The 12766-nt window shown below is 66.9% G+C and carries 9 protein-coding genes and 1 pseudogene; 3 read left to right on the top strand and 7 right to left on the bottom strand.

The window, feature by feature from the left end:
- Window positions 1-99 precede the first annotated feature (99 nt).
- From AC5P78_RS11900 to AC5P78_RS11885, 4 genes are all read right to left on the bottom strand, one after another.
- Window positions 100-1464: an NAD-dependent succinate-semialdehyde dehydrogenase gene (locus AC5P78_RS11900; RefSeq protein WP_099474829.1), complete on the bottom strand. Its 1365-nt coding sequence runs from the start codon at window positions 1462-1464 to the stop codon at window positions 100-102.
- Between the two features lie 83 nt (window positions 1465-1547).
- Window positions 1548-2390 (bottom strand): ABC transporter permease subunit, encoded by an 843-nt coding sequence (locus AC5P78_RS11895; RefSeq protein WP_005408823.1) that lies wholly within the window; start codon window positions 2388-2390, stop codon window positions 1548-1550.
- On the bottom strand, window positions 2387-3319 hold the full coding sequence (locus AC5P78_RS11890) for an ABC transporter permease subunit (RefSeq protein WP_005408822.1): 933 nt from the start codon (window positions 3317-3319) through the stop codon (window positions 2387-2389). Before AC5P78_RS11890 ends, AC5P78_RS11895 begins: the two co-directional genes overlap by 4 nt.
- Window positions 3316-4452 carry an ABC transporter ATP-binding protein gene (locus AC5P78_RS11885; RefSeq protein ID WP_005408821.1) on the bottom strand — a complete coding sequence of 379 codons (1137 nt, stop codon included), beginning with the start codon at window positions 4450-4452 and terminating at the stop codon, window positions 3316-3318. The genes AC5P78_RS11890 and AC5P78_RS11885 overlap by 4 nt, the downstream gene beginning before the upstream one ends.
- Window positions 4453-4725: 273 nt before the next feature.
- Here AC5P78_RS11885 and AC5P78_RS11880 point away from each other — a divergent pair, with 273 nt between their 5' ends.
- Window positions 4726-6126, top strand: a complete 1401-nt coding sequence (locus AC5P78_RS11880) for a flavin-containing monooxygenase (RefSeq protein WP_495217212.1) — start codon at window positions 4726-4728, stop codon at window positions 6124-6126.
- Window positions 6127-6164: 38 nt separating this feature from the next.
- Here AC5P78_RS11880 and AC5P78_RS11875 read toward each other — a convergent pair whose 3' ends face one another.
- The 3 genes from AC5P78_RS11875 to AC5P78_RS11865 all read right to left on the bottom strand — a co-directional run bounded on the left by AC5P78_RS11875 (window position 6165) and on the right by AC5P78_RS11865 (window position 9521).
- Window positions 6165-7274 carry a polyamine ABC transporter substrate-binding protein gene (locus AC5P78_RS11875; protein WP_005408819.1) on the bottom strand — a complete coding sequence of 370 codons (1110 nt, stop codon included), beginning with the start codon at window positions 7272-7274 and terminating at the stop codon, window positions 6165-6167.
- A 91-nt stretch (window positions 7275-7365) separates the two neighbouring features.
- The gene (locus AC5P78_RS11870) at window positions 7366-8763 is read right to left on the bottom strand and encodes a glutamine synthetase family protein (RefSeq protein ID WP_005408818.1); all 1398 of its coding nucleotides are present in this window, start codon (window positions 8761-8763) and stop codon (window positions 7366-7368) included.
- A complete protein-coding gene (locus AC5P78_RS11865; protein ID WP_043034384.1) occupies window positions 8760-9521 on the bottom strand; it encodes a gamma-glutamyl-gamma-aminobutyrate hydrolase family protein in 762 nt (253 codons plus the stop codon). Before AC5P78_RS11865 ends, AC5P78_RS11870 begins: the two co-directional genes overlap by 4 nt.
- Window positions 9522-9682: 161 nt before the next feature.
- Here AC5P78_RS11865 and AC5P78_RS11860 point away from each other — a divergent pair, with 161 nt between their 5' ends.
- Window positions 9683-10960, top strand: coding sequence for an NAD(P)/FAD-dependent oxidoreductase (locus AC5P78_RS11860; RefSeq protein WP_043034385.1), 1278 nt, complete (start codon window positions 9683-9685; stop codon window positions 10958-10960).
- A 50-nt stretch (window positions 10961-11010) separates the two neighbouring features.
- Window positions 11011-12619 (top strand): annotated as a pseudogene (locus tag AC5P78_RS11855) (MASE1 domain-containing protein).
- The last annotated feature ends 147 nt before the right edge of the window (window positions 12620-12766 follow it).

The following is a 12766-nucleotide window of genomic DNA, read 5'->3' as shown; positions in this document are numbered from 1 at the left end:
GTTGGTCGTGGCGCATGGCCCGCTTCTGGTAGTGCCGGCCGCTGGCCGGCAACCCGGCAATGCCGGCCGGCGGCCGGCGGCCGGCACTACCGTTCGGGATCAAGCCACGTAGACGGTCTTGATGTTCATGAACTCATGGATGCCATGGTCAGCCAGCTCCCGACCAAAGCCTGACTGCTTGCTGCCGCCGAACGGCAGCCGCGCGTCGCTCTTGACGATGGCGTTGACGAACGCCGCACCGCATTCCATGCGCTGCGCGAAGCGCTCGCCGCGTACCGGATCGCCAGTCCACACGCTGCCGCCCAGGCCGAAGCGGGTGTCGTTGGCCACGCGCAGTGCCTCGGCCTCATCCTTGACCCGGATCACTGCGGCCACCGGCCCGAACAGCTCCTCGTCATACGCCGGCATGCCCGGGCCGACCTGGTCGAGCACCGTGGCCGGATAGCCGGCATGGGTGCCGGCAATCGGCTCACCACCGATCAGCACCCGCGCGCCCTTGGCCACACTGGCCTGCACCTGCTTGTGCAGTTCGTCACGCAGGTCGGCGCGAGCCATCGGCGCCAGCGTGGTACCGCGCTCATCGGGATCGCCGTACTGGCGCTCGCCTGCCGCCTGCACAAAGCGACGGGTGAATTCATCGGCCACCGCCTCGACCACGATGAAGCGCTTGGCCGCGATGCAGGTCTGCCCGCTGTTGTCGAAGCGCGACTTCACTGCCGCGGCCACGGTCTTGTCGAGGTCGGCATCGTCGAGCACCACGAAGGCATCGCTGCCACCCAGCTCCATCACCGACTTCTTCAGCTGGCTGCCGGCATTGGAGGCGATCGAGCGCCCTGCCCGCTCGCTGCCGGTCAGCGTCACCGCCTTCACCCGTGCGTCGCGAAGCACGTCGGCGGCCTGGTCGTTGTCGATGTGCAGCACGTCGAACACGCCATCAGGCAGGCCGCCGTCACGGCACACCGCCAGGATCAGGTCGGCGCACTGCGGCACGTTGCTGGCGTGCTTGAGCAGGGCGACGTTGCCAGCCATGAACGCCGGGGCCAGGAAACGGAATACCTGCCAGATCGGGAAATTCCACGGCATCACCGCGAACACGCAGCCGATCGGCTCGTAGCGCACGTAGCTGCGCTGGGCTTCGGTATCGATCAGCTGCGGCTTGAGATAGTCGGCCGCGTGATCGGCATAGTACTCGCAGGCGGCAGCGCACTTGTCGACCTCGGCCAGCGCCTCGGCCTTGAGCTTGCCCATCTCGTGGGTCATCGCCTGCTGCAGGTCGTCGCGCCGCGTGCGCAGCTGCGCGGCGATCTGGCGAAGGATGGCGCCGCGGTCCTGCAGCGAGCGATCTGCCCAGCCCGGAAATGCATCGGCAGCGGCCTGCAGGCGCTGCTCGATGTCGGCTGCGCCCATCAGTTCATGGCGGTAGGTCACCTGTCCGGTGGCCGGGTCGACGATCTCGACGGTCATGGGGGATCTCCATCTGGAAGACCCCCATTGTGCGCCGCCGGCTGTGAGCCGGGTGTTGCCGGCGTTGTCGGCAGACCGTGTGCTCAGCCGTTGTCCTGCCGCGCCAGCTGCAGGTCGCGCTGGCGCCGCTTCTCGGCGCGGGCGTTGATGTACCAGCCGATCACCGCGGCGATCGACACCGCCGACACCAGCAGCGTGGCCAACGCGTTGATCTTCGGGCTGATGCCCATGCGCACCGAGGCGAACACCTTCATCGGCAGCGTGGTCGAGCCCGGCGTGGCGACAAAGCTGGCCACCACCACGTCATCCAGCGACAGGGTGAACGCCAGCAGCCAGCCCGCCACCAGCGCCGGCGCGATGATCGGCAGGGTGATGCGGCCGAACACGGTCAGCCGGCTCGCACCCAGGTCCATCGCCGCTTCTTCCAGCGACAGATCCATCTCCTGCAGCCGCGAGGACACCACCACGGTGACGAAGCACAGGGTGAAGGTGACGTGGGCGATCCAGATGGTGGCCAGGCCGCGTGCCGGGAAGCCGGGAATCGCGCCCATCGAGGCCAGCAGCGCCATCAGCGAGAAGCCCAGGATCACATCCGGCATCACCAGCGGCGCGGTCACCAGCGCGCCGAACAGCGGCTTGCCGCGGAAGCGCTTGAAGCGGGTCATGACCATCGCTGCCAGCGTGCCCAGCACGGTGGCCGTGCAGGCAGTCCAGAACGCCACCACCAGGCTGGTCCACATCGCATCCATCAGCGCGCGGTCGGCGAACAGGTCGCTGTAGGCACGGGTGGAGAACCCGGCCCAGACCATCGCCAGCCGCGAGCTGTTGAACGAATAGAACATCAACAGCAGGATCGGCAGGTACAGGAAGGCGAAGCCGAGCAGCAGCACGCCCAGCCCCAGGCCCTTTGCGCTACGCGGGCTCATGCCTGCTTCCCTTCCAGCAGGCGCTGCTGGGAACGGTTGAACAGCAGGATCGGCACCAGCAGCAACAGGATCATCGCCACCGCCATGGCCGAGGCGCCCGGCCAGTTTCGGTTGTTGAAGAACTCGTTCCACAGCTGGCGGCCCACCATCAGCGTCTCCGAGCCACCCAACATTTCCGGGATCACGAATTCACCGATGGCCGGAATCATCACCAACATGCAGCCGGCGATGATGCCCGCTTTGGACAACGGCAGGGTGATGCGCAGGAACGCCTGCCACGGCTTGGCACCGAGGTCGTAGGCCGCTTCCAGCAGGCGGTGGTCATGCTTGACCAGATTGGCGTACAGCGGCAGCACCATGAACGGCAGATAGCAGTAGACGATGCCGATGTAGGCGGCGGTCGGGGTGTCGATCAGCTGCAGTTTCGGCAGGCCCATCGACGTCATCAGCGTCTGCAGGCCGGTGAACTGCAGGAACTGGTCGAGCAGGCCGTTGCGGTCCAAGATCGCCTTCCATGCATACACGCGGATCAGGAACGAGGTCCACGACGGCAGCACCACCAGCATCATCGCCACGTTGCGCGCGGCGGGCGACAGGCGCGCGATGGCATAGGCCATCGGATAGCCGATCAGCAGCGTCAGGAAGGTCGAGATCGCCGCGATCCTGATCGAGCTCAGGAACGCCTGGGCATAGATCGAATCGCGGAACAGCGCCAGGTAGTTTTCCAGGTTCAGCTTCAGCGAGAAACCGCCATCGGCGTACTGCAACAGCCAGGTGTACGGCGGCGAGCCGACCCGGCTGAGCGAGAAGCTGATCATCAGCACGATCAGGAACGGCACTGCGAAGAACAGCAGCAGCCACAGGTACGGAATGCCGATCACCGTGGCACGCAGCCCCGGCAGCCAGCGCTTCAGGCCGGCGGTGCTCATGAGGTGAGCACCACGCCGTCGTTGTCGCGCCAGTGCACCCACACCTCGTCGCCCCAGGTGAGGCCATCACTGGCCCAGCGCTGCGAATTGGCGAAGTTGGCCAGTACCTTGGCGCCGCTGGGCAGGCGCACGTGGTAGACCGAATGGCTGCCGAAGTAGGCGATGTCCTCGATCACGCCCTGGGCCTTGTTGGTGTGCCCTTCCGGTTCGTCCTTGCCGATCATCACCTTCTCCGGGCGCAGCGCGAACGCGACCGGCTGCCCTTCATAGCCGGTGATGCCATGGGCGATGTAGATCGGCGCCGGGAACAGCGGCGAGCGTACGGTCACGTACTCCGGCAGGTCCTCGTCGATCACCCCGTCGAACAGGTTGACCGAACCGATGAACTCGGCGACGAAGCGGTTGGCCGGCTGCTCGTAGACCTCGTCCGGCTTGCCGACCTGCTGGATCCAGCCGGCATCCATCACCGCGATGCGGGTGGCCATGGTCATCGCTTCTTCCTGGTCGTGGGTGACCATCACGCAGGTCACGCCCGACGATTCGATGATGCTGACCAGTTCCAGCTGCATCTGCGAGCGCAGCTTCTTGTCCAGCGCGCCCATCGGCTCGTCCAGCAGCAGCAGCTTCGGCCCCTTGGCCAGCGACCGCGCCAGCGCCACGCGCTGCTGCTGGCCGCCGGACAGCTGGTGTGGCTTGCGCTTGCCCAGGTGGCCCATCTGCACCAGGTCGAGCATCTCGCCCACGCGCTTGCCGATCGCATCCTTGCCCAGGCCATCCTGCTTCAGGCCGAAAGCGATGTTCTGCTCGACCGTCATGTGCGGGAACAGCGCATAGGACTGGAACATCATGTTGACCGGCCGCTGGTACGGCGGCAGCGCGTCCAGGCGCTGGCCATCGAGGGTGATGCTGCCCTTGGTGGGCGTCTCGAAGCCGCCCAGGCAGCGCAGCAGGGTCGATTTGCCACTGCCGGAGCCACCGAGCAGGGCAAAGATCTCGCCCTTGCGCACGTCCAGGTTGACGTCGTCGACGGCGACGAAACCGTCGAATTCCTTGCGCAGGTCACGAATGGAGAGATAGCCGGGCGCACCGGTCGTGTCGACGACGGTGGCTACCGGCTGGGCTTCAACGGGCATGGGGGCTCCGGGAGCGGGCGGTGGACAGCGGCCGCCATTCTAACGGCCGGGGGGCCCAGGGGATATGACGGCGGCAGGCGGAAGCGGCCGCTGGCCGGCTCCGGGGGCGTTAGGAGTGTCGGTTTTCCCCCGCCATGGTGGCCTGCCCGCGCAAAGGCCCGGGCTCCCCGGGACGACCCTGCGGCCGTCCCGGCCAGACACCACAGGCGACGCCTCGATCTGCAACGTTTTTCAGAACCGGATCTGTTGAAGGCCCGGGGCATTCCCCGCGCAATGGCCCTGATCAAGGCCTTGCATGGACCCACACTGGTGATTTCCCCGGACAGCCCCTCTCCTTTCCCGCCCCGCCTGCCGGGCTCCCTGCCTGCAAGGCTGCCGCTGGTCATCATCGGCGCCGGCCAGGCCGGGTTGTCCCTCAGCGCGCTCCTGCAGGAAGCCGGCGTCGAGCATCGCGTGCTGGAGGCCGAAACCGTAGGCGCCAGCTGGCAGCGGCGCTGGGAGTCGTTCCAGACCAACACCGCCAACGCGACGATGGCCCTGCACGGCCATGCCTATGCGGGTGACGACCCGGAAGGCTTCATGGGCGCCCCGGAGGTGATCCGGCACCTCCGCGACTATGCCCACGAGCGTTCCCTGCCGATCAACGAGGGATGCGGGGTGCATCGGGTTGGGCCTGGGCCCGGTGGCTACGCCATCCACAGCAGCCAGGGGCTGATCCATGCCCGCGCAGTGGTGGTCGCCACCGGTGAATACCGCCGCGCACGGATGCCCCGGGTCCCGTTCGCGCCCGCGCCAGGCCTGACCGTGCTGCACTCGGGCGACTACCGCAGTGCCCGCCAGCTGCCCGATGGCGCCGTGCTGGTCATCGGGGGTGGGCAGTCCGGCGCGCAGATCGCCCAGGACCTGCGCGACAGCGGTCGCAGCGTGCACTGGTCACTGGCCCAGCGGCATTCGCATACCCGCCGGCTGCGCGGCAAGGACTCGATGACCTGGTGGGACATGGCCGGGCGCATCCATCAACATGTGAGTGAAGCGGCGGGCGTACTTGCCGGGGAACCGGATGCACTGCGCAAGGCCCGCACCGCAGAGTTCCCGCTTATTTCCGGCAAGGGAAACGGTGGCCTGGGCAGCTCGATCAGCCTGCTGGCGATGCACCGCGCGGGCATCAGGCTGCTGGGCCGGTTGCAGGGCTTCGATGGAAACGTCGCCCGCTTCGCCGATGTGCGCCCGCAGCTGCGTACCGCGATCGAGGCCACGCAGGCCGAGTACGCCTATCTTGATTCGCTGGCCAGCGCGTACTACGCCACGCGTCCCGAGCCACGCACCGACGATGCCCGCTACATTCCGGAGGAGGTCTATCTGCACTGGGAGCCGGACGCCGCCCCGCGTGAACTGGATCTGCAGGCGGAAGGCATCCGCTCGGTGGTGCTGGCCACCGGCTTCGTCGCCGAATGGCCCTGGCTCGACGTACCGGGCGCGCTGGATGCACATGGCTACCCGCTCGGCGACTTCGGTGTTTCCCCGCAACCGGGGCTGTTCTTCATCGGCATGCACAACCTGCAGCGGATGAGTTCATCGTTCCTGTGCAACGGCGGTCGCGCTGCACGCGACCTGCTGCCTGCCATCCTGCGGCACCTGGGCCGAAGCGGGAGTACCGGCATCGACCCAGGGTAAGGCAGCCGCCGGGCATGACCCGGCGGCACCAGGCCGGCTCAACGGCCGGTCTTCACCTCGGTCCACAGCCGGGTGTAGAGCTTGTCGGTTTCCGGCGTGTTGATCGAGTACGTGAACATCTTCGCGGCCACGTCGGCCGGCGGGTAGATGGTCGGGTCGGTACGGATCGCCTCATCCACCAGTGGGGTCGCGGTCGGCACCGGGTTGGCGTAGTGGATGAAGTTGGTGTTGGCCGCGGCAACCTTCGGCTGCAGCAGGTAATTGATGAAGGCGTAAGCGGCCTCCGGATGCTTGGCGTCCTTCGGGATCGCCAGCATGTCGAACCACTGCGGGGCGCCTTCCTTCGGGATCGAATAGGCCACGTGCACGCCATTGCTGGCTTCCTCGGCGCGGTCGCGGGCCTGGATGATGTCACCCGACCAGCCGACCACCAGGCAGGTGCCGCCATTGGCCAGCGAACCCACGTACTGCGAGGAGTGGAAATTCTGCACGTACGGTCGGATCGACTTCAGCAGGTCGGCCGCCTTCTGCAGCTCGGCCGGGTCACCGCTGTGCGGGTCCAGGCCCAGGTAATGCAGCGCGATCGGGATCATGTCGGCCGGCGTGTCCAGGATGGTCACGCCGCAGTCCTTCATCTTGCTGATGTTCTCCGGCTTGAACACCAGGTCCCAGCTGTTGGCGATGTCGGTGCTGCCACCGAAACGCTGCTTCAGCATCTCCACGTTGTAGCCGATGCCGGTGGTGCCGATCATGTACGGCACGCCGTACTGGTTGCCCGGGTCCTGGGTGGCGATGCGCTTCATCACCGCCGGATCGAGATTGGCCAGGTTCGGGATCTTGCTCTTGTCCAGCGGCAGGAACACACCGGCCTGGATCTGGCGACCGAAGAAGTTCAGGGTCGGCACCACCACGTCGTAGCCGCTGTTGCCGGCCAGCAGCTTGGTCTCGACCATCTCATCGCTGTCGAACACATCGTAGGTCACCTTGATGCCGCTCTCCTTCTCGAAGGTCGGGATGGTGTCCTCGGCGATGTAATCGCTGTAGTTGTAGACGTTCAGGACCTGGCTGTCCTGCGCGCCGCCATTGCCACCGCCACAGGCGGCGAGCATGGCGGAGGCCAGGCCGAGCGTGAGGATACGCAGCTTCATCGGGTGCTCCAGAATGCGGGAAGGGGGGCCGGCGGTGCCGGCGACGGGTGCCAGCCTACCCCCCGGCGGCGGATTTTTCTATTCCGGATGCTCAGACGTTCAGCAGCAGGAACTCGCGCTCCCACGAGCTGATGACACGGAAAAAGGTCTCGTATTCCTTGCGCTTCACCGAGATGTAGGCCCGGCAGAAGCGCTCGCCCAGCAGGGCCTGCAGTTCGCTGCACTGCTCCAGCCCATCCAGCGCTTCGCCCAGCGAGCGCGGCAGGTTGTAGCCCAGTTCCTTGGCGCTGCCGGTCACCGGCGCATCCGGTGCCAACCGCTCGCGGATGCCCAGCAGGCCGCAGGCCAGGGTCGCCGCCATCGCCAGGTAAGGGTTGGCGTCGGAACCGGCGAAGCGGCTCTCCACGCGCATGTTTTCCGGCGTGTCCAGCGGCACGCGCAGGCCACAGGTGCGGTTGTCGAAGCCCCAGTGCACGTTGCTCGGCGAGACTTCGCCGAACACCAGCCGGCGGTAGGAATTCACGTTCGGCGCGAAGAACGCCATCGCCTGCGGCGCGTACTTCTGCAGGCCGCCCAGATAGTGGCCGAACACCGGGCTGAACTCGCCTTCGGCATCGGTATCGCCAGCGAACACATTGCTGCCGTCGCTCACCCGCACCAGGCTCTGGTGGATGTGCATGGCACTGCCCGGCTCGTTCTCCATCGGCTTGGCCAGGAAGGTGGCATACACGCCGTGGCGCATCGCCGCCTCGCGCATGGTGCGCTTGAACAGGAACACCTGGTCGGCCAGGTCCATCGCATCGGCATGGGTGAAGTTGACCTCCAGCTGCGCCGCACCGGATTCGTGGATCAGCGTGTCCACATCCAGCTTCATCGCATCGGCGTAGTCGTACATCAGGTCGAGGATCGGGTCGAATTCGTTGACCGCATCGATCGAGTACGACTGCCGCGCGGTTTCCGGGCGCCCGGAGCGGCCGGCCGGTGGCAGCAGCGGGAAGTCCGGGTCGGTGTTCTTCTGCACCAGGAAGAACTCAAGCTCCGGCGCCACCACCGGGCGCAGGCCCAGCTCGGCGTAGGCCGCCAGCACGCGGCGCAGTACGTTGCGTGGCGCCAGCTCGTGCGGCTCACCGTTCTTGGTGTAACAGTCGTGGATGACCTGCGCGGTGGCGTCGGCCGCCCACGGCACCATGCGCACCGTGTCCGGATCGGGACGCAGCATCATGTCCGAGTCCGACGGCGAGGTCAGCTCGTAGTAGTCATCAGGGAACTCGCCGGTGACGGTGGTGGCGAAAATGCCTTCGGGCAGCCGCGTACCGTAATCATGCGAGAACTTGTCGGCGGGAATGATCTTGCCGCGCGCGTTGCCGGTGATGTCCGGGACCAGGCATTCGACCTCGGTGATGCGCCGCTCCTTCAGCCAGCGCAGCAGGCTGCTTTCCTGCGGTGCGGGGGGCGTAGCCGTCTTGCGCGGGCGCGTTCGGGAACTCATCGGGAATCCAGTCGGTTCTGTTGGTGCTGCCGGCAAGCTTGGCCGAACGCACGGAAAATAGCGTGATAGAACGGCGAGTCCATGACACGCCACTCCGGGTGCCACTGTACGCCGAGCACGAAACGATGGCGTGGGCTGCGCGCTGCCTCGACCAGTCCATCATCGGCCCTGGCCTCGACCTGCAGCCCGTGTGCCAGTCGGTCGATGCCCTGCCCGTGAACCGAATTGACCTGTGCGCGGTCACCGCCTTGCCACTGCGCCAGCCAGCCATCCGCCGCCAGGGCGACCGCATGGGCCGGCCCGTACTGCACATCAACCGGCGCCTTCGGGTTTTCACGATGATCCGAAAGACCGGGCGCCGCGTGCACCTGCGGATGCAACGTGCCACCCAGCGCAACGTTCAGCTCCTGCAGGCCGCGGCAGATCGCCAGCACCGGCAGGTCCAGCGCCAGCGCCTCGTGCAGCAGCGCGAACGCGTTGGCGTCACGGGCCGGGTCATGCGGATTGCCCGGCCAGCTGCGACCGCCGTCGTAATGCTGCGGTTCGATGTTGCTGACCGCACCGGTCAACAGCAGGCCATCGAGCCCCTGCAGCCAGTCGCCGGCCGGCAGCGGCGGCTGCACGCTCGGCAACAGTACCGGGGTCACCTCGGCGGCCTCGGCCAGCGCGCGCACGTACTTCTCGCCGGCCACCGCGAAACGGTGATGGCCGAGCACGGTGCTGTCGGTGGGCAGGCCCACCCAGGGCAGGCGGCGCATGGGAAAACTCCTTGGCGTGCCGACACGTTACCCGCCGTCCGGCGAAGGCAGCAAGTCGTCGCCGTCACACCATGGCTGTCACGCATCGGCGAAACTACTCGGGTGAATGCTGATCGTCCTCCCCCGCTCTCTTCCACCGCACTGCGCCCGCGAGGCCTGCGGTGAGTGCCGCGTTCCCGCCCAGCTGGTATGCCGCCAGCCTGCCCGAACCACCCGCGCTGCCCCCGCTGCAGGGCGAGGTTCAGGCCGATGTGGCAGTGCTTGGTGCGGGCTACACCGGCCTGACCGCGGCCCTGGAACTGGCCTCACGTGGCCAGCGCGTGGTGGTACTGGAGGCGCAGCGGATCGGTTGGGGCGCGTCCGGCCGCAATGGTGGCCAGGCGCTGGTCGGCTACGGCTGCGAGGTGGACGAACTGGAGCGTCAGCTGGGTCGTGATGATGCACGCCACCTGTTCGACTGGTCGCGCGACGCGGTGCAGGCGATGCGCACGCGCATCGATCGCCACCGCATCGACTGCCATTGGGTTGAAGGCCACGCCAGCGTGGCCATCCGTGAACGCCACGAGCGTGACCTGCACGCCAACTGCGAGCACCTGCAACGCCACTACGACTACCCCATGCAGTGGTGGAGCCGTGACGCTCTGCGCGCGCAGCTGGACAGCCCGCGCTACCGCGCCGCGATGTTCGACCCGCTCAGCGCACACCTGCACCCGCTGGCGTATGCACGCGGTCTGGCCGATGCAGCGCGCGCGGCAGGTGTGGTGATCCACGAGAACTCCGCAGTGACCCGCGTGCAACGCGGACCGCAGCCCACCCTGCATACCGCGCAGGGAAGCGTGCGCGCCATGCATCTGGTGGTGGCCGGCAATGCCTGGCTGCAGGGCCTGCTGCCCGAGCTGGAACGGCGGATCATGCCGGTGGGCACCTATATCGGTGCCAGTGAGCCACTGGGTGCAGAACGTGCCCGCGCCCTGATCGGCAACAACATGGCCGTGGCCGACACCGCCTGGGCACTGGACTACTTCCGCCTCAGCCACGACCACCGCCTGCTGTTCGGCGGCCGCGCCAGCTACTCGGCACTGCCCCCGCCCGGCCTGCGCGGGGTGATGCAGCGACGCATGCACGACGTCTTCCCGCAGCTGGCCGACGTGGTGCTGGACCAGGTCTGGGGTGGCTACGTGGACATCACCCGCAACCGCGCCCCGCACTGGGGCCGGCTGGACGGCAACCTGTACTTCGCGCAGGGATTCTCCGGCCATGGGGTGGCCGCCGCCGGACTGGCCGGCGAGGTGATCGCCGCCGCCATCGCCGGCCAGAGCGAGCGCCTGGACGTGTTCCAGCGCCTGCGGCATGCGCCCTTCCCCGGCGGCCGGCTGCTCCGCACGCCCCTGCTGGTGGCGGCGATGTCGTGGTACAAGCTGCGGGATGCGTTGTGGTAGCGGGGCCCTTCCCAGCCACATAATCGGCGCAGGAGCTGGGGAGCACGTGGATGCAGTGGTGGAAGGACGGCCTGCTGGTGAGGATACGGGTCAGCCCCGAAGGGCTGGCGCTGGCGCTGCTCTATGCCCTCGCCTGCTGGGGTGCGCGCAAGCTGTCACTGGACCAGTTCTTCCTGCCTGCCTGCCGGCGTGCGGGTGGCCGCGCTGTTGCTGTGCCCGCCCCGTCTTTGGCCCTACCTGCTGATGGGTGAATACGCCTACTTCGCGCATCTGCGCATCCCCCTGATCAGCAAATACAACCTGACCTGGGTAATCCTGGCCTCGGTGTTCCTGATGCCTGCCGTGATGCTGATCGTGCGCCTGCACCGGAAACTGCTGGCACGCACCACGATCGTCGGCGTGATCTCCATTGCGGTATGCGCCGCGACGGTCATCAGTCTGCTCAACCTGGGAATCTCGTACCTGCTCTGGGAGCCGTTGCAGAACGCGTCATTCATCACCAACGTATTGCGCTATGCGCTGGGCGACTTCACCGGCATCCTGATCCTGGCACCCCTGGCATTGCTGTGGATCCGCCGCGCCGAGGAAAAATGGACAACCGGGTCTGTCGCGGCCACGGTCGCAGCACTCGGCGCCATGCTGGTCATTGGCCTGCAGGCGACGCCGGTACCGGCCTCGATCACGGCCCCCGGCTCGCTGCAGCTGCTGTTGATCCTGCCTATTCCCGCGATCGCCCTGACCTGCCTGCTGGGATGGCGCGGTGCGGCCATCGGTGTCGCCGCCGTTAACATGATTCTTGGCCTCAGCACCCCCGCCGACCATCCGACGGCATTCGACCCGGCTACCTTCGCTACCCAGCAGGCCATGGCCATCGCCAGCATCGCCCTGCTGTTGCTGGGTGCGCGCATCACCCACTTCCAGAACCAGCACCGGCTGCGCGAGGAAGATGGCAGAGCGGCCCTGCAGCTTGCGCGGAATTCACACCTGGCCAGCGAGATGGACCTGCGCGAACGCGCGGCACACCTGCGCCAGCTGGGCGATGGCATGGACCTGTCGCTGAACGAAATGGTGAACTGGCTGCATGCGCAGGGTCATCACGCCGTGGCCGACAGCCTGCGGCATACCTCGGAGGTGCATTCGCGCCTGTTCCGGGCCCAGGCCAGCATGATCTATCCCGCCGCCCTGGAACAGCTGGGCCTGTACGTGGCGTTGCAGGCTGGCGGGGTGCGCGAGGCATGGAATGCTACGCATCGCATCGGCCAGCCGAGGTTGAAGGGTGACCCCTGCGCACTCGGGGTCGGCCTGCAGCTTGCTGCCTATCGACTCGTGGTCGATGCGGTCTCGCTTCTATTGAAGTGCGAGTGTGGACAGATCTCGGTCAGTATCCGCTGCGGAAGCTCCATCCGGAAGCGTGGTGCCTTCATCTGCGTGGCTCTTCTGGACCGCCACGCATCACTGGGAGGCCGTGCAAAGGCGCTGGCAAACGAGCAGCTGCTGGGCCGAGTGCTCGCACACGCTGGCCACATGGACCTGAGTGGCAACAGGCTCAGGATGGTGTTGACCGAAGCACGGGACGCTCCCCGCCAGGCAGGCACTACTGAAGCCTTGAGGGAAAGCACACGCTCCATGGACACTGGCGCCCCCCGGGCCGCGATCTGACTATCCCGGTGAAAGGAGCTGCAGATCATTGCGCGAAAGTGATCTTTGGTCGGCGCCGAATCCACCCCGTCAGGATCTGGCGCCGGCGTGCAATTGCGCCCCCCTGCTTCCATCCATACTGTCATCCAATGGCGCGTCATGGCGCGT

It is taken from the genome of Stenotrophomonas sp. YJH_SMC_133, from assembly GCF_059370655.1.
Note: the sequence above shows the minus strand (reverse complement) of the source record. Positions and strands in the feature narration are given on the sequence as shown.

What these genes read in the sequence shown, in the direction of transcription:
- AC5P78_RS11870 (WP_005408818.1), bottom strand. Translation starts at nt 8,763, where the DNA reads ATGAGTTCCCGAACGCGCCCGCGCAAGACGGCTACGCCCCCCGCACCG.
- AC5P78_RS11890 (WP_005408822.1), bottom strand. Translation starts at nt 3,319, where the DNA reads ATGAGCACCGCCGGCCTGAAGCGCTGGCTGCCGGGGCTGCGTGCCACG.
- AC5P78_RS11900 (WP_099474829.1), bottom strand. Translation starts at nt 1,464, where the DNA reads ATGACCGTCGAGATCGTCGACCCGGCCACCGGACAGGTGACCTACCGC.
- AC5P78_RS11895 (WP_005408823.1), bottom strand. Translation starts at nt 2,390, where the DNA reads ATGAGCCCGCGTAGCGCAAAGGGCCTGGGGCTGGGCGTGCTGCTGCTC.
- AC5P78_RS11880 (WP_495217212.1), top strand. Translation starts at nt 4,726, where the DNA reads ATGGCCCTGATCAAGGCCTTGCATGGACCCACACTGGTGATTTCCCCG.
- AC5P78_RS11875 (WP_005408819.1), bottom strand. Translation starts at nt 7,274, where the DNA reads ATGAAGCTGCGTATCCTCACGCTCGGCCTGGCCTCCGCCATGCTCGCC.
- AC5P78_RS11885 (WP_005408821.1), bottom strand. Translation starts at nt 4,452, where the DNA reads ATGCCCGTTGAAGCCCAGCCGGTAGCCACCGTCGTCGACACGACCGGT.
- AC5P78_RS11865 (WP_043034384.1), bottom strand. Translation starts at nt 9,521, where the DNA reads ATGCGCCGCCTGCCCTGGGTGGGCCTGCCCACCGACAGCACCGTGCTC.